16 protein-coding genes are annotated in these 16,161 nt (G+C 64.5%); 13 read left to right on the top strand and 3 right to left on the bottom strand.

What is annotated here, in order from left to right; all coding sequences use genetic code 11:
• Positions 1 to 26 precede the first annotated feature (26 nt).
• Positions 27 to 1,343, bottom strand: coding sequence for a bifunctional DedA family/phosphatase PAP2 family protein (locus tag LU688_RS02760; protein ID WP_094012291.1), 1,317 nt, complete (start codon positions 1,341 to 1,343; stop codon positions 27 to 29).
• Between the two features lie 3 nt (positions 1,344 to 1,346).
• On the bottom strand, positions 1,347 to 2,039 hold the full coding sequence (locus tag LU688_RS02765; protein ID WP_094012290.1) for a DNA-3-methyladenine glycosylase: 693 nt from the start codon (positions 2,037 to 2,039) through the stop codon (positions 1,347 to 1,349).
• 297 nt (positions 2,040 to 2,336) lie between these two features.
• On the opposite strand from LU688_RS02765, the gene LU688_RS02770 reads away from it, so the two are divergent.
• From LU688_RS02770 to LU688_RS02830, 13 genes are all read left to right on the top strand, one after another.
• Positions 2,337 to 3,608 (top strand): glutamate-5-semialdehyde dehydrogenase, encoded by a 1,272-nt coding sequence (locus LU688_RS02770; protein WP_094012289.1) that lies wholly within the window; start codon positions 2,337 to 2,339, stop codon positions 3,606 to 3,608.
• Positions 3,577 to 4,269: a nicotinate-nucleotide adenylyltransferase gene (gene nadD, locus LU688_RS02775; RefSeq protein WP_046857282.1), complete on the top strand. Its 693-nt coding sequence runs from the start codon at positions 3,577 to 3,579 to the stop codon at positions 4,267 to 4,269. The genes LU688_RS02770 and nadD overlap by 32 nt, the downstream gene beginning before the upstream one ends.
• A gap of 44 nt (positions 4,270 to 4,313) precedes the next feature.
• Positions 4,314 to 4,742: a ribosome silencing factor gene (gene rsfS / locus LU688_RS02780; protein WP_031315360.1), complete on the top strand. Its 429-nt coding sequence runs from the start codon at positions 4,314 to 4,316 to the stop codon at positions 4,740 to 4,742.
• A 9-nt stretch (positions 4,743 to 4,751) separates the two neighbouring features.
• Positions 4,752 to 5,219, top strand: coding sequence for a 23S rRNA (pseudouridine(1915)-N(3))-methyltransferase RlmH (rlmH, locus tag LU688_RS02785; RefSeq protein WP_023631106.1), 468 nt, complete (start codon positions 4,752 to 4,754; stop codon positions 5,217 to 5,219).
• A 17-nt stretch (positions 5,220 to 5,236) separates the two neighbouring features.
• A complete protein-coding gene (gene mrdA / locus LU688_RS02790) occupies positions 5,237 to 7,135 on the top strand; it encodes a penicillin-binding protein 2 (protein ID WP_104444557.1) in 1,899 nt (632 codons plus the stop codon).
• Positions 7,136 to 7,173: 38 nt separating this feature from the next.
• Complete coding sequence (gene rodA / locus LU688_RS02795) at positions 7,174 to 8,277, top strand: rod shape-determining protein RodA (protein WP_052062270.1); 1,104 nt, start codon at positions 7,174 to 7,176, stop codon at positions 8,275 to 8,277.
• A gap of 17 nt (positions 8,278 to 8,294) precedes the next feature.
• Positions 8,295 to 9,305, top strand: a complete 1,011-nt coding sequence (gene mltB, locus LU688_RS02800) for a lytic murein transglycosylase B (protein ID WP_094012327.1) — start codon at positions 8,295 to 8,297, stop codon at positions 9,303 to 9,305.
• Complete coding sequence (locus tag LU688_RS02805) at positions 9,306 to 10,304, top strand: septal ring lytic transglycosylase RlpA family protein (RefSeq protein WP_038707279.1); 999 nt, start codon at positions 9,306 to 9,308, stop codon at positions 10,302 to 10,304.
• A gap of 265 nt (positions 10,305 to 10,569) precedes the next feature.
• On the top strand, positions 10,570 to 11,730 hold the full coding sequence (locus LU688_RS02810; protein WP_023630271.1) for a D-alanyl-D-alanine carboxypeptidase family protein: 1,161 nt from the start codon (positions 10,570 to 10,572) through the stop codon (positions 11,728 to 11,730).
• Positions 11,731 to 11,800: 70 nt separating this feature from the next.
• A complete protein-coding gene (locus LU688_RS02815) occupies positions 11,801 to 12,076 on the top strand; it encodes a DUF493 domain-containing protein (RefSeq protein ID WP_023630272.1) in 276 nt (91 codons plus the stop codon).
• Positions 12,076 to 12,723 (top strand): lipoyl(octanoyl) transferase LipB, encoded by a 648-nt coding sequence (gene lipB / locus LU688_RS02820; protein WP_023630273.1) that lies wholly within the window; start codon positions 12,076 to 12,078, stop codon positions 12,721 to 12,723. The genes LU688_RS02815 and lipB overlap by 1 nt, the downstream gene beginning before the upstream one ends.
• Before the next feature lie 2 nt (positions 12,724 to 12,725).
• Positions 12,726 to 13,742, top strand: coding sequence for a lipoyl synthase (gene lipA, locus LU688_RS02825; protein WP_023630274.1), 1,017 nt, complete (start codon positions 12,726 to 12,728; stop codon positions 13,740 to 13,742).
• A 98-nt stretch (positions 13,743 to 13,840) separates the two neighbouring features.
• Positions 13,841 to 14,779 carry a S66 peptidase family protein gene (locus LU688_RS02830; protein WP_094012287.1) on the top strand — a complete coding sequence of 313 codons (939 nt, stop codon included), beginning with the start codon at positions 13,841 to 13,843 and terminating at the stop codon, positions 14,777 to 14,779.
• A gap of 34 nt (positions 14,780 to 14,813) precedes the next feature.
• Here LU688_RS02830 and LU688_RS02835 read toward each other — a convergent pair whose 3' ends face one another.
• The gene (locus LU688_RS02835) at positions 14,814 to 16,127 is read right to left on the bottom strand and encodes a lytic murein transglycosylase (RefSeq protein ID WP_023630276.1); all 1,314 of its coding nucleotides are present in this window, start codon (positions 16,125 to 16,127) and stop codon (positions 14,814 to 14,816) included.
• Positions 16,128 to 16,161 lie beyond the last annotated feature (34 nt).

Below are 16,161 nucleotides of genomic sequence, written 5' to 3' on the forward strand. Positions count from 1 at the left end.
TGGAGCGGGTTGCCCAGTGATGGCCGTCAGTATTGGTAGCGCAGCAACGCCTTGGGCAGCGCGTGCAGGGCAAAGAATGTCAGCAACGCGATGCACGCTGGCAATACCAGCCACCATACCCGCTGCGGCAGCGCGGTGAGTGGCTGGCGATATTGCACCAGGGTCAGGCTCAGCGCGCACACGCAGCATGCCAGCAGCGCGCCGGCGAGGATATCGGTCGGCCAGTGCGCGCCCAGGTATACCCGCGACAGCGCGATGGCCAGGGCCGGAATGCATCCCAGCAGCACCCAGGTCAGGCGCATGCGCGGCGGCTGGCCACGCCCGGCCAGCACCGCCAGCACCAGGAAGAAGGCGAACGATGCCGAGCTATGCCCGCTGGGCATGCTGTAGCTGGTCAGCGGGTCGGTCAGCACCTCGGGGCGGGCGCGGGCGAACAACCATTTCAGCGTGCCGTTGGCCAGGGCTGTGCCGATCAGCGTCGCGCCGGCGAACAGCGCATGGCGCCATTGCCGGGCCAGCAGCAGCAGGCCCGTGAGCAAGCCGCCGAGGAAGAACTGGGTGCGGAAGTCGCCCAGGCGGGTGATCACCACCACGGCGCCGTCGATGGCCTGGCTGCGGTGCTCCTGGACCAGGGTCATGACGCCCTGGTCGAATTCGCTCAAGTAGCGCCAGCCGATGAACAGCGCGGCTACCGCCAGGCCGCTCAGGGCAGCGATCAGGCGGGTGCCGTGACGCTGATCGCGGATGCTGGTGCTCAGGCTCAGGCCGATCAGCACCGCCAGGGTGCCCATGACAATCCCCGCGTCCAGCCAGAAGCCTTCCGGCAGTGGCAGGCGCATCGCCGCGCCGGTGGCCCAGCCGGGCAGCAGGTAGGCCACCGACCAGCCGGCGCCGGCCACCAGGCTAACGGCGATGAAGCGCGGCAGGGGCATGTCGAACATGCCGGCGACCATCGGCAGCATGGGCCGCAGCGGGCCGATGAAGCGGCCAACCAGCAGGCTTGCTATACCATAGCGCTGGAAGTACGCCTCGGCGCTGCCGATCCACTCCGGGTGGCTGCGCAGCAACGGCAGGCGGCGGATGTTCTGGTGGAAGTACTTGCCGATGGCGTAGGAGATCGCGTCGCCGAGCATGCCGCCGAGGAAACCCAGCAATAGGGTTTCGCCCAGGCTGAAGGTGCCGCTGCCAGCCAGCACGGCGACCGCGAACAACAGTACGGTGCCGGGCACGATGATACCGGCGATGGCCAGGCATTCGACGCAGGCCACGAGGAAGATTGCCAGGCCCAGCCACTGAGGGTTGGCGCCAAGCCAGGTGGTCAGGCTGTCCAGCCATTGGCCCATGGTTCAGTTTCCTTGTTCAAGCATGAAGAAGTCTTGCCCTTCGACCTGGCCGCGTCGCAGCGGGTTTCGGGTGCAGTGGCGGGCGTAATCGGCATCGACGAAGCGGTAGGGCAAATGTTCGTCGCGGCCATGGGGTATGCCCAGGCGGGTGGTCTGGATCACCCGGGGGACCGCGATGCCGCAATCCTCGACGTACAGGCGCTCGGGGTCGAAACGCCGGGCATCCCAGTGCGGCACCTTCAGGCCCATGGCGCGGCACAGCAGGGTCTGGCCGTTGCACAGGCGTTCGGGCGGGCGCAGGTTGCCGCTGGCGTCGGGGTTGTTCAGTTGCATCCGGGCCAGGCTGTTGGCATCAGAGATGGTGTCGATCCAGGGGTAGGCGGACTTGATCAGCACCGCGTTGCCCGGGCCCTGGGCGCTGAAGTTCAGTGAGTCGCCGCCGCGGGCGTAGTACATGTAGATATGCCCGCCACCGAGGAACAGCGCCTTGCGCTTCTCGGTGAAACCCAGGGACGCATGGCTGCCCTTGTCGGTGAGGTAGTAGGCCTCGGTTTCGATGATGCGCGCCGCCAGCCATAGGTCGCCCTGGCGGTGACGGATGACCTTGCCCAGCAGGTCGCGGGCGAGGGTCTGCGCATCGCGATCGAAGAAACTGTCGGGCAGGGCGCGGGCCGGGCAGGGGGCTGGGGCGGACATACGGGCGGTTCGTGGCTGTGAAGGCGGGGATGATAGCAATGAATGGCTTAATCGAGGCTGAATCAAGTTGACGCTGTCGCGGGGCAAGCCCGCTCCCACGGAAATGGCTGCATGCCCCGTAGGGCGTGGGAGCGGGTTTGCACCGCGATGACGCTGAGGTGTGTTTCGATACGGGTGGTTACATCTTTCCTACGTATTGGCGGCAGCCATTTTCTACCATCCGCCACCCGCCGCTGGGCGTACCCGAGCGCTCCAGTTATAATCAGCCGATTTCCCCTTTGCCAAGACACCGAACCCATGACCGAGTCCGTTCTTGACTACATGACCCGCCTGGGTCGCGCCGCCCGTGAGGCCTCGCGGGTGATCGGCCGTGCCAGCGCCGCGCAGAAGAACCGCGCCCTGCAGGCCGCCGCCGACGCTCTCGACGCGGCCCGCGACGCGCTCACCGCAGCCAACGAACAGGACCTGGCCAATGGCCGCAAGAACGGCCTGGAACCCGCGCTGCTCGAGCGCCTGGCGCTGACCCCGGCACGCATCGACGGCATGATCACTGGCTTGCGCCAGGTGGCCAGCCTGCCGGACCCGGTCGGCGCCATCCGCGACATGAGCCACCGCCCGTCGGGGATCCAGGTCGGCAAGATGCGCGTGCCGCTGGGGGTGATCGGCATCATCTACGAGTCGCGCCCCAACGTGACCATCGACGCCGCAAGCCTGTGCCTGAAGTCGGGGAACGCCACCATCCTGCGCGGCGGCTCCGAAGCCATCCATTCCAACCGTGCCATCGCCACCTGCATCCAGCGCGGCCTGGCCGAGGCCGGCCTGCCGCCGGCAGTGGTGCAGGTGGTCGAGACCACCGACCGTGAAGCCGTGGGCGCGCTGATCAGCATGCCGGAATTCGTCGATGTCATCGTGCCCCGTGGCGGCCGCGGCCTGATCGAACGCATCAGCCGCGATGCCCGTGTACCGGTGATCAAGCACCTGGACGGTATCTGCCACATCTTCGTCGATGCCCACGCCGACCTGGACAAGGCCTGGCGCGTTGCCTTCAATGCCAAGACCTACCGTTACGGTATCTGCGGCGCCATGGAGACGCTGCTGGTGGACCAGTCGGTGGCCGAGCGCTTCCTGCCGGAAATGGCCCGCCGTTTCCAGGACAAGGGCGTCGAACTGCGCGGTTGCGAGCGCACCCGGGCGTTCATCGACGCCAAGCCGGCCAGCGAAGACGACTGGCACACCGAATACCTCGACGCGATCCTGTCGATTCGCGTGGTCGACGGCCTGGAACAGGCCATCGAGCACATCAACCACTATGGCTCGCACCACACCGATTCGATCATCACCGAGCACCAGGGCCAGGCCCGGCGCTTCATGGCCGAGGTCGACTCGGCGTCGGTCATGCTCAACACCCCGACCTGCTTCGCCGACGGCTTTGAATACGGTCTGGGCGCGGAAATCGGTATCTCCACCGACAAGCTGCATGCCCGCGGCCCGGTCGGCCTGGAAGGCCTGACCTGCGAGAAGTACGTGGTGATCGGCGATGGCCAGCTGCGCGGCCAGGAGCCGTGCTGAGTTGAGCAACCCTGTCGCAGTCCGGCGCGTCGGCATTCTCGGCGGCACCTTCGACCCGGTGCATATCGGTCACCTGCGCAGTGCGCTGGAAGTGGCCGAATTCATGTGCCTGGACGAACTGCGCCTGCTGCCCAACGCCCGGCCGCCGCACCGCGACACTCCGCTGGTGGCTGCGCAGGATCGCCTGGCCATGGTGCGCGGCGCCGTGCAGGGCGTCGAGCGCCTGAGCGTGGATGCCCGCGAGCTGGCCCGCGACAAACCGTCGTACACCATCGACACGCTGGAGTCGATCCGCGGCGAACTGAACGCGCACGACCAGTTGTTCCTGGTGCTGGGCTGGGACGCATTCTGCGGCCTGCCCAGCTGGCATCGCTGGGAAGAGCTGCTGCAACACTGTCACATCCTGGTGCTGCAACGCCCGGATGCCGATGTCGAACCCCCTGACGAGCTGCGCAACCTGCTGGCGGCGCGCTCGGAGAGCGATCCCACCGCCATGTCCGGCCCGGCGGGGCACATTTCGTTCGTCTGGCAGACCCCGCTCGCGGTGTCCGCCACGCAGATCCGACAGCTGCTGGCCAGCGGCAAGTCGGTGCGGTTTCTGGTGCCGGACGCAGTACTGGCCTATATCGAGGCGCACGACCTGTATCGTGCGTCCAACTGACGGCGCCCATGGGCGCCTCAATCAATGAGTTGAACGAGTTTTATATGACCAAGCAGAAAATCAACGGCATCAGCGGCGAAGAACTGGTCGAACTGACCAAGGCCGCGCTGGAAGACGTCAAGGCCCAGGACATCCAGGTCATCGACGTGCGTGAAAAGCACAGCCTGACCGACTACATGATCATCGCCACCGGTACTTCCAACCGCCAGATCAACGCGATGCTGGAAAAGGTCCGTGAAGCGGTCAAGGCCAAGGGCGCACAGCCATTGGGCGAAGAAGGCAAGGGCGACAGCGACTGGGTGCTGCTGGACCTGAACGACGTCATCGTGCACATGATGACCGCCGCCGCCCGCCAGTTCTACGACCTGGAACGCCTGTGGCTGGGCGCCGAGCAGAGCCGCGCCAACGACGGCAAGCACCACAGCCCGGAGCACGCTCACGAGTACTCCGACAAGCTCAAGGACCGGGAATAAGGAAGCGTCGTGCGTCTGCGCCTGATCGCGGTCGGCTCGCGCATGCCCAAGTGGGTCGAGGAAGGCTGGCATGAATATGCCAAGCGCCTGCCCCCGGAGCTTGCGCTGGAGCTGGTGGAAATCCCGCTGAACACCCGCGGCAAGAACGCCGACGTCGCCCGCCTGATCCGTCAGGAGGGCGAGGCGATGCTGAGCAAGGTGCAGCCCGGGGAACGCATCGTCACCCTCGAGGTCCATGGCAAGCCCTGGAGTACCGAGCAACTGGCGGGCGAGCTGGACCGTTGGCGCCTGGATGCGCGTACGGTCAACCTGATGGTGGGCGGCCCGGAAGGGCTGGCGCCGGAAGTCTGCGCACGCAGCGAGCAGCGCTGGTCGTTGTCGCCGCTGACATTGCCGCACCCGTTGGTAAGGATACTCATCGGCGAGCAGATCTACCGCGCCTGGACCGTGTTGTCCGGGCATCCCTACCACAAATGAACCTGTAAGCCTGTCCGATGCCGCAGCAGATCCGCCTCAAGGACCACGAGAAAGACGCCCGCCTGGTGCGCAACCGCGTCGTCGTGGGCGCCGTGGCGGTGGTGCTGCTCGTCTGCGTATTGATCGCCCGGCTGTATTACCTGCAGGTCATCCAGTACGACTATCACTCGACGCTGTCGGAGAACAACCGGGTGCATGTGCAGCCGATCCCGCCGACACGCGGGCTGATCTTCGACCGCAACGGCGTGGTGGTGGCCGACAACCGCCCCAGCTTCAGCCTGGTGATGACCCGCGAACGCGCTGGCAACGCGGGCAAATGGCAGGATGTGCTGGACGTGATCGTCGAGGTGCTCGAGCTCACCCCTGACGACCGTGCCCTGTTCGAGAAGCGCATGAAGCAGGGGCGCAGGCCGTTCGAGCCGGTGCCGATCCTGTTCGAGCTCAATGAAGAGCAGATCGCCCGCATCGCGGTCAACCAGTTCCGCCTGCCTGGGGTAGAGGTGGCGGCGCAGTTGGTTCGTCACTATCCCCAGGGCGCGCACTTCGCCCATTCGGTGGGCTATGTCGGGCGAATCAACGAGAAGGAACTCAAGACCCTCGACCCGGTGAACTACAGCGGCACCCACCATATCGGCAAGACCGGCATCGAGCGCTTCTACGAAGACGAACTGCATGGCCAGGTGGGCTACGAGGAAGTCGAGACCAACGCTCGGGGCCGGGTGCTGCGGGTGCTCAAACGCACCGATCCGAAGCCGGGCAAGGATATTGTCCTGAGCCTCGACATCAAGCTGCAGGAGGCCGCCGAGCAGGCGTTGGGCGGGCGCCGTGGCGCCATCGTCGCCCTCGATCCGCGCACCGGCGAAGTGTTGGCGATGGTCAGCCAGCCGAGTTTCGACCCCAACCTGTTCGTTACCGGCATCGGTTTCAAGGCCTACGCCGAACTGCGCGACTCGATCGACCGGCCGCTGTTCAACCGCGTGCTGCGCGGCCTCTACCCGCCGGGCTCGACCATCAAGCCGGCGGTGGCGATCGCCGGGCTCGACAGTGGCGTGGTGACGGCGGGCAGCCGGGTGTTCGACCCGGGTTACTACCAACTGCCCAACTACGATCACAAATACCGCAACTGGAACCGTACCGGCGATGGCTGGGTTGACCTGGATGTGGCGATCATGCGGTCAAATGACACATATTTCTACGATCTTGCACACAAAATGGGCATCGATCGGCTGTCCAGCTATATGAACAAGTTTGGTATCGGGCAGAAGGTCGCCCTGGACATGTTCGAGGAGTCGCCCGGCTTGATGCCGTCTCGTGAGTGGAAACGCGCGACCCGCCGCCAGGCCTGGTTCCCCGGCGAAACGCTGATCCTCGGCATCGGCCAGGGCTATATGCAGACCACACCGCTGCAGTTGGCCCAGGCCACCGCGCTGATCGCCAACAAGGGCGTGTGGAACCGCCCGCACCTGGCCAAGACCATCGAAGGCCAACCGCCGGTGGACGAGAACCCCATGGAAAACATCGTACTGCGCGACAAGTCCGACTGGGCCCGGGTCACCCATGGCATGGAGCAGGTGATGCACGGCGCCCGCGGCACCGCCCGCAAGGCCGCAATCGGCTCTCAGTACCGCATCGCTGGCAAGAGCGGTACCGCCCAGGTAGTGGCGATCAAGCAAGGCGAGAAGTACGACCGCAACAAACTCCAGGAACGCCACCGCGACCACGCCCTGTTTGTCGCCTTCGCCCCGGCCGACGCCCCCAGGATCGTGGTCTCGGTGATGGTCGAGAACGGCGAGTCCGGATCCGGCGTCGCTGCCCCCGTGGTACGTCAGGTCATGGATGCCTGGCTGCTTGACGAGAATGGCCGGCTCAAGCCCGAGTTCGCCCCCGCCACAGTCGCCCAGGAATCGGCCCCGTGAAGAACAACTTCGACCGCATGCTCTCCAGCGAGGACGTGATGCGCAGGCGCGCCAGCTTCCTGCAGCGCATCCATATCGACGGTCCCTTGCTGCTTATCCTGCTGACGCTCGCCGCCGGCAGCCTGTTCGTGCTGTATTCGGCCAGCGGCAAGAACTGGGACCTGCTGATGAAGCAGGCCAGCTCATTCGGCATCGGCCTGGTGTCGATGTTCATCATCGCCCAACTCGAGCCGCGCTTCATGGCGCGTTGGGTGCCGCTGGCGTACCTGGCCGGGGTATTCCTGTTGATCGTGGTTGACGTCATGGGCCACAACGCCATGGGCGCCACGCGGTGGATCAACATTCCCGGGGTGATCCGCTTCCAGCCCTCGGAATTCATGAAGATCATCATGCCGGCGACCATCGCCTGGTACCTGTCCAAGCGCACCTTGCCGCCGCACCTCAAGCATGTGGCGATCAGCCTGATCCTGATCGGCGTGCCATTCATCCTCATCGTGCGTCAGCCCGACCTGGGCACGGCGCTGCTGATCCTCGCCTCCGGCGCCTTCGTCCTGTTCATGGGCGGGCTGCGCTGGCGCTGGATCGTCAGCGTGATCGCGGCGGCGGTGCCGGTGGCGGTGGCAATGTGGTTCTTCGTCATGCATGACTACCAGAAACAGCGCGTGCTGACCTTCCTCGATCCGGAAAGCGACCCGCTGGGCACCGGCTGGAACATCATCCAGTCGAAGGCGGCCATCGGTTCGGGCGGCGTGTTCGGCAAGGGCTGGCTGCTGGGCACCCAGTCGCACCTGGACTTCCTGCCCGAGAGCCACACCGACTTTATCATCGCCGTGCTCGGCGAGGAGTTCGGCCTGGTTGGCATCTGCCTGCTGCTGCTGATCTACATCCTGTTGATCGGCCGCGGGCTGATGATCACCGCCCAGGCCCAAACCCTGTTCGGCAAGCTGCTCGCGGGCAGCCTGACCATGACCTTCTTTGTTTATGTGTTCGTCAATATCGGTATGGTCAGCGGCCTTCTGCCCGTGGTGGGCGTGCCGCTGCCCTTTATCAGCTATGGCGGAACTTCGTTGGTGACGCTGCTGTCAGCGTTTGGCGTTCTGATGTCGATCCATACGCACCGCAAATGGATCGCACAGGTTTGAAAAAGGTGAAGAATTTCATGCAAGCAGTGCGTGGCTGGGCTGCCCGCCTGGCGCCGTGGTTCGGCGCGTTGGGTCTGCTCGGCGCAGTCCAGCAGGCCAATGCCGGTGACTATGATGGTTCGCCACAAGTGGCCGAGTTCGTTGGCGAGATGACTCGCGACTACGGCTTTGCCGGCGAGCAACTGATGGATGTGTTCCGTGAGGTGCAGCGCAAGCAGGCGATCCTCGACGCGATCTCGCGGCCGGCCGAACGGGTCAAGCCGTGGAAGGAATACCGCCCGATGTTCATTACCGATGCGCGCATCGCCCGTGGCGTGGACTTCTGGCGCCAGCACGAGGCCGTGCTGGCCCGCGCCGAGCAGGAATACGGCGTGCCGGCGCAGGTGATTGTCTCGATCATCGGGGTGGAAACCTTCTTCGGCCGCAATACCGGCAACTATCGCGTCATCGACGCGCTGTCCACGCTGGGCTTCGATTACCCGCCACGCGCCGAATTCTTCCGCAAGGAGCTGCGCGAATTCCTTCTGCTGGCCCGCGAAGAGCAACTTGACCCGCTCACGCTCAAGGGCTCCTACGCCGGCGCCATGGGCCTGCCGCAGTTCATGCCGAGCAGCTTCCGAGCCTATGCCGTGGACTTCGACGGCGACGGGCACATCAATATCTGGAACAACCCGGACGATGCCATCGGCAGTGTCGCCAGCTACTTCAAGCGCCACGGCTGGGTGGCCGGGGAGCCTGTGGTCAGCCGTGCCACCGTGCGTGGCGAGCGCGCCGACGAAGGCCTGACCAGCGGCATCGAGCCGGTGAAGACGGTCGCGCAGTTGCGGGCGCTGGGCTGGTCGAGTCATGATGCGCTGCGCGATGATCTGCCGGTCACCGCCTTCCGCCTGGAAGGTGAATACGGCCCTGAGTATTGGATGGGCCTGAAGAATTTCTACGCGATCACTCGCTACAACCGCAGCGTGATGTATGCCATGGCGGTGCATCAGCTTTCGGAACAGCTGGTTCTGGCACGGGGCGTCAAGTAAATGCGCGAAATCTTCACTGTAAATACCGCAAAACTGCTGACCTGCGTCGCCGTCGGCCTGGTGCTGGCCAGTTGCTCGTCGAGCCGGCCCTCCACCCCGCAGAGCGGCAACACCGTGCGTGCGCAACCGGGCCTGGACATCAACCGTGCCCACAAGGATGGCGCGCCCTGGTGGGACGTGGACGTCAACAAGATCCCCGACGCCACGCCGACCGTGCACACCGGCAACTACAAGGCCAACCCGTATACGGTGCTGGGCAAGACCTACTACCCGATGCAGGACTCGCGCAACTACCGCGCCGAGGGTACCGCGTCGTGGTATGGCACCAAGTTCCATGGCCAGAACACTGCCAACGGCGAGCTCTATGACCTCTACGGCATGAGCGCGGCGCACAAGACCCTGCCGCTGCCGGCCTACGTGCGGGTGACCAACCTGGCCAACGGGCGTAGTGTGATTCTGCGAGTCAACGACCGTGGTCCGTTCTACTCCGACCGGATCATCGATCTGTCCTACGCGGCGGCGAAGAAGCTTGGCTATGCCGAGATCGGCACCGCCCACGTGCGCGTCGAGGGCATCGACCCGCAACAATGGTGGGCCCAGCGTGGCCAGCAGCCGCCGATGGTGCTCAAGGAGCCGCAGGTCGCTCAGGCCCAGCCGATTCCCGCCAGCACCGGGCGTGTCGAGCAGTGGACCCCGCCGCCGCAGCAACACGCGGCGCCCGTGGTGCCGGTGCAGGTGGGCGGAAACAATGTGCCGAATGCCAGCGGCGGCAGCATCTTGCAAGTGGGCGCGTTCGCCAACCCGGACGCCGCTGAATTGCTCCGCTCGAAGCTGAGCACCATGGTCAGCGCACCAGTATTCATCAGCTCCGTGGTGCGTAACCAGCAGACCCTGCATCGAGTGCGCCTGGGGCCGATCAACAGCCAGGGCGAGATCCAGCAGGCACAGGACAGCATTCGCCTGGCCAATCTAGGCCAGGCGAAAGTCGTGACTGACTGAGCGGCATCGCGCAGCGAACCCGCGCCCATGCCAGGTGGTCCGAACGGCGTGGGAGCGGGTATGCCCCGCAATGAATCAGCACACCGACCTGTCGGTTTGTTCATGAATTGCCGGTCGTAGGTATGTACAATGCCGCTTTTGCCCGCAGCGGCATTACGCCGCACTTTCTGGGCCAGGCCACAGGCCATAAAACTAGACTGACGGGGCGCTGGGCAAATGAACTTGCCCACGGAACATCAGACCATTAGCGATTTACGAGAGACGGATGAACATCACCAACCTTGCCAAACGACTTTGCCTGCCTGTTCTGCTGATGATCACGCCTGCTGCCTTCGCAGCGGAGCAGATGATGCCGGCACCACCGCAACTGGCCGCCAAGTCCTACGTACTCATGGACGCGTCCAGCGGCAACGTGCTGGTCGAGAACAACGGTGACGAGCGCCTGCCGCCAGCCAGCCTGACCAAGCTGATGACCGCCTACATCGCCACCCTGGACATTCGTCGTGGCCAGATTGGCGAGAACGACCCGGTGACCGTCAGTGAGAACGCCTGGCGCACCGGCGGTTCGCGCATGTTCATCAAGGTTGGCAGCCAGGTGACCGTCAGCGACCTGCTGCACGGCATCATCATCCAGTCCGGCAATGACGCATCGGTCGCCCTGTCCGAGCACATCGCCGGCAGCGAAGATGCCTTCGCCGACATGATGAACAAGACCGCCACCGACCTGGGCATGGCCAACAGCCACTTCATGAACCCCACCGGCCTGCCGAACCCGGAGCACTACTCCTCGGCCCACGACATGGCCCTGCTGGCGCGCGCGATCATCAACGAAGATCCGGCGCACTACGCCATCTATTCGCAGAAAGAGTTCTTCTGGAACAACATCAAGCAGCCTAACCGCAACCTGCTGCTGTGGCGCGACAAGACCGTCGACGGCCTGAAGACCGGCCACACCGACGAAGCCGGCTACTGCATGGTCGCCTCGGCTGTGCGTGACGGCCAGCGCCTGATCGCCGTGGTATTTGGCACCAACAGCGAGCAGTCCCGCGCCGCCGAGACCCAGAAGCTGCTGACCTACGGTTTCCGCTTCTTTGAAACCCAGACCTTCTACCAGAAGGGTACCGAGCTGACTCAAGCCCAGGTTTGGAAAGGCGCGACCAACCAGGTCAAGGCCGGCCTGGCCAACGACCTGACCATGACCATGCCTAAAGGCCAATTGAAACGCCTCCAGGCGTCGATGACCATGAACCCGCAACTGACCGCTCCGATTGCCAAAGGTGACGTCATCGGCAAAGTGGAAGTCAAACTGGATGAGAAAGTGGTTCACAGTGCCGACCTCATCGCCCTGGACGGCGTCGAGGAAGCAGGTTTCTTCGGCCGCATGTGGGACAGCATCCGCCTGTTCTTCTACGGTTTGTTCAACTGATACGTGACTTGCACGCCCCCGTGAACCAGGCGGGGGCGCTGCTGCCACGGCTTACGAGGCCGTTTCCGCCATGAGCGAAGAAGACGTCAAGTCGCACAAGATCGAATTCCCCTGCGAGGATTACCCGATCAAGGTGATCGGTGACACCGTTGTCGGTTTCAAGGACACGGTAATCGAAATTCTCAGCAAGTACGCCAAGGTCGACCTCTCGACGCTGGCCGAACGCCAGAGCAAGGAAGGCAAGTACACCACGGTGCAACTGCATATCGTTGCCACCGGTGAGGACCAGTTGCACGACATCAACAGCGCCTTGCGCGCTACCGGCATCGTGAAAATGGTGCTGTGATGCCCGCTTGCCTCGGTTTTCGCGATCTTGGCCTGCAGCCCTATGAACCGGTGCTGGAGGCCATGCGTCGCTTTACCGAGCAGCGCGGCCCGGACAGCCTGGACGAAGTCTGGCTGGTCGAGCATCCTCCGGTGTTCACCCAGGGCCAGGCCGGCAAGGCCGAACACCTACTGGTGCCCGGCGAGATACCGGTGGTGCAGACCGACCGCGGCGGACAGGTCACCTACCATGGCCCCGGCCAGCTGGTGGCCTACCTGCTGCTGGATGTGCGCCGCCTGAGTATCGGCGTACGCGAGCTGGTCAGTCGCATCGAGCAGACCCTCATAGACCTGCTCGCCAGCTATGGCGTGCAAGCGGTGGCCAAACCCGACGCTCCGGGCGTCTATGTCGATGGCGCGAAGATCGCGTCCCTTGGCCTTCGAATCCGCAATGGCCGTTCGTTCCACGGCCTTGCCCTGAACGTGGACATGGACCTTGCGCCATTCCGCCGAATCAACCCCTGTGGGTATGCGGGGCTGGCCATGACCCAGCTGCGCGACCTGGCAGGTCCGATCGAACTCACTGAGGTCAGGACAAGGCTGCGCGGACAGCTGGTCAAGCACCTCGACTATGCTGAGCAGACGACCCTGACGGGCGGAATCGACTGATTATGACAACTGTGCAAGAAACCGTGCCGAACCTGATCTCGACGCAAGACGTCACCCCGCGCCCTGCTCCCAAGAAAGTGGAAGCCGGCGTGAAGCTGCGTGGCGCCGACAAGGTGGCACGTATCCCGGTGAAGATCATCCCCACCGAAGAGCTGCCGAAAAAGCCCGACTGGATCCGCGTGCGCATTCCGGTTTCCCCGGAAGTCGACCGCATCAAGCAACTGCTGCGCAAGCACAAGCTGCACAGCGTATGCGAAGAAGCTTCCTGCCCGAACCTGGGTGAGTGCTTCTCTGGCGGTACCGCCACCTTCATGATCATGGGCGACATCTGCACCCGCCGCTGCCCGTTCTGCGACGTCGGTCACGGCCGGCCGAAGCCGCTGGATGTCGACGAGCCGAAGAACCTTGCCGTGGCCATCGCCGACCTGCGCCTGAAGTACGTGGTGATCACCTCGGTGGACCGCGACGACCTGCGTGATGGCGGTGCCCAGCACTTCGCCGACTGCATCCGCGAGATCCGCGCGCTGTCGCCGGGCGTGCAGCTTGAGACCCTGGTGCCGGACTATCGCGGCCGTATGGACGTGGCGCTGGAAATTACCGCACAGACCCCGCCGGACGTATTCAACCACAACCTCGAGACAGTGCCGCGCCTGTACAAGGCGGCACGCCCGGGCTCGGACTACGACTGGTCGCTGGACCTGCTGCAGAAGTTCAAGCAAATGGTCCCGCACGTACCGACCAAGTCCGGCCTGATGCTGGGGCTGGGCGAGACCGACGAGGAGGTCATCGAGGTGATGCACCGCATGCGCGAGCACGATATCGACATGCTCACCCTCGGCCAGTACCTGCAGCCGTCGCGCAACCACTTGCCAGTACAGCGCTTCGTGCACCCGGACACCTTCGCCTGGTTCGCCGAGGAAGGTTACAAGATGGGCTTCAAGAACGTCGCCTCCGGTCCTCTGGTACGCTCGTCGTACCACGCCGACCAGCAAGCTCACGAAGCCAAGATCAAGCTCTGAGTCGGGCTTGAGCGGGATATGCCGATGCGCGCCGGAAGGCGGCATCGGCATTTTTTTGAGCTGCATGTTTCAAGCGACGAGCTGCAAGGAGTGGCGCGATGAATTGCCTGGAGACCGCTGACCCCCTGTTGCCCAAGGCACTGCCTGGCAACGCCCGTTTCGCCATCATCGCCCCGGCTGGCCCGGCGCGGCTCGATACCGACAAGGCTCGCCAATGGTTCGAGAAGCGTGGGCACCAGTGCCGGATCTACCCCGGGGTGCTGCAGGCGGACGGCTACCTGGCGGGCAGCGATGAGCAGCGCCTGCGAGACCTGCATGACGCGTTCCGTGACCCGGACATCGACGCGATCCTGTGCATGCGCGGGGGCTACGGCAGCATGCGCCTGCTGGACCGTATCGACTTCGACCTGATCCGCCGTCACCCCAAGCCACTGGTGGGCTACAGCGATATCACCGCCTTGCATACGGCGATCAACCGGCATGCGGGGTTGGTGACCTTCCATGGGGCGATGCTCAATGCCGACTTGCTGGGAGCGAAGCTGGAGCCGACCGTACGCTCATTGTTCGACCAGCTTGGCGGGCAGGTAGTGGCGGGGGACGAGATTGCCCATCCGGCGGCTTTTGCGCTGACCGGAATCATTCCCGGAGTGGCCAGTGGCAGGTTGGTTGGCGGCAACCTGTCGGTGCTTGGGGCAACATTGGCGACCTTGGGCGAAGTCGACACTCAGGGCAGCATCCTGTTCATCGAGGACGTCAACGAGCCGCTCTATCGTGTCGACCGCCTGCTGACCCAATTGCGCCTGGCCGGCAAGCTCGCGGGCGTGCGTGGTGTACTGGTGGGGGATTTTGCCGGGATCACGGTCGCGGCCATGACGCCCTTGCTGCTGGATATCTTCGGCCCGCTCGGGGTGCCGGTGCTGGCGGGGTGGCGTAGCGGGCATTGTGACCCGAATGTGTGCCTGCCGTTGGGGGCGAGGGTCAGGCTTGAAGCGGGAGAAAAGCGGCTGGTGCTCGAACAGGCCTTGTTCAAAGCCTGAAACAGTTGGGGCCGCTTTGCGGCCCCGATACGTTCTAGCGACGCAGGCTGTCGAGCAGCTTGTGCGTCGGATAACCATCCGCCGGCCAGCCCTGCGCCTGCTGCGCATTGCGAATGGCCTTGCGGGTATTGGCACCGATGATCCCGTCGGGATTGCCTGCCTCATGGCCACTGGCGTTGAGCAAGGTCTGCAGCTCGATACGTTCGCTGCGGCTTAGCGGCAGGTCTTCTTTCGGCCAGCTGCCGGCAATGAACCCCCAACCGTAGAAGCGATCCCCCAGCAGGCTCACCGCCAGCGCGTAGGAGGACGAGTTGTTGTACTTGAGGATCGCGCGGAAGTTGTCCAGCACCAGGAACGCCGGCCCACGGGCACCAGCGGGAAGCAGCAGGGCAGCGGACAGCTGGTTGCTGCCAGCGGGCAATGCGGTGCCGGCGGGCAGTTTCACGCCCAGCTGCAACCATTCGCTGACGCTCTTGCGCTGGCTGCCATCGGCCAGCCACCAGTCGAAACCGGCAGGTACCTGTACCTCGAAGCCCCAAGGTTGGCCACGCTTCCAGCCGGAGGCCTGCAGGTAGTGCGCGGTGGATGCCAGGGCGTCAGCGGTGCTGTTCCAGATGTCACGGCGACCATCACCGTCGAAATCCACCGCGTGAGTGAGGTAGGTGGTCGGGATGAACTGGGTCTGGCCCATGGCGCCGGCCCAGGAACCGCGCATCGCGTCAGGCTGGATGTCGCCGTTTTGCAGGATCTGCAGGGCGGCGATCAGCTGGTCCTGGGCGAACTGTGGGCGGCGGCCTTCATAGGCCAGGGTGGCCAGCGAACGGATCACCGACTTGCTGCCCTGAAACTGGCCGAAGTTGCTCTCCATGCCCCACACCGAAACCAGCACCTGGCGGTCGACGCCGTAGCGTTGCTCGATGCGGGTCAACAGCTCGGCATTCTGTTCGAGCAGTTTCTTGCCGTTGCGTACGCGCAGCGGCGACAGGGCACCGTCCAGGTATTCCCAGACCGGGCGGCTGAACTCCGGTTGGCTGCGGTCGGCCTTGATCACGTCCATGTCCGGAGTGACGCCGAGGAAGGCGCGGTCGAACAGGCTGACGCTGATCCCGGCTTGCAGGGCTTGCTCGCGGAAACCGGCCTGCCATTGGGCGAAGGTCTGCAGGGGCTGGATTTCGCTGCTGCTATCGGGCGTGGCGCCGGGTAGCGTAACGACGGGTGCAGGCTGGGCGGGTGCCAGCGGCAGGGCATCGGCGGCGGTGGGTTTCTCGGCGCAGGCGACGAGCAGGATGAAGCTTGTGGCCGCGATCAGCTGGCGGGGTTGCCAGCGGAGAGTGAGACGAGAGGGCATGCACAGATCCAGAATTGCAGGTCAGGTGCCGACC

It is taken from the genome of Pseudomonas soli (genome assembly GCF_021283165.2).
In the GTDB taxonomy this organism is placed as follows: Bacteria; Pseudomonadota; Gammaproteobacteria; order Pseudomonadales; family Pseudomonadaceae; genus Aquipseudomonas; species Aquipseudomonas soli.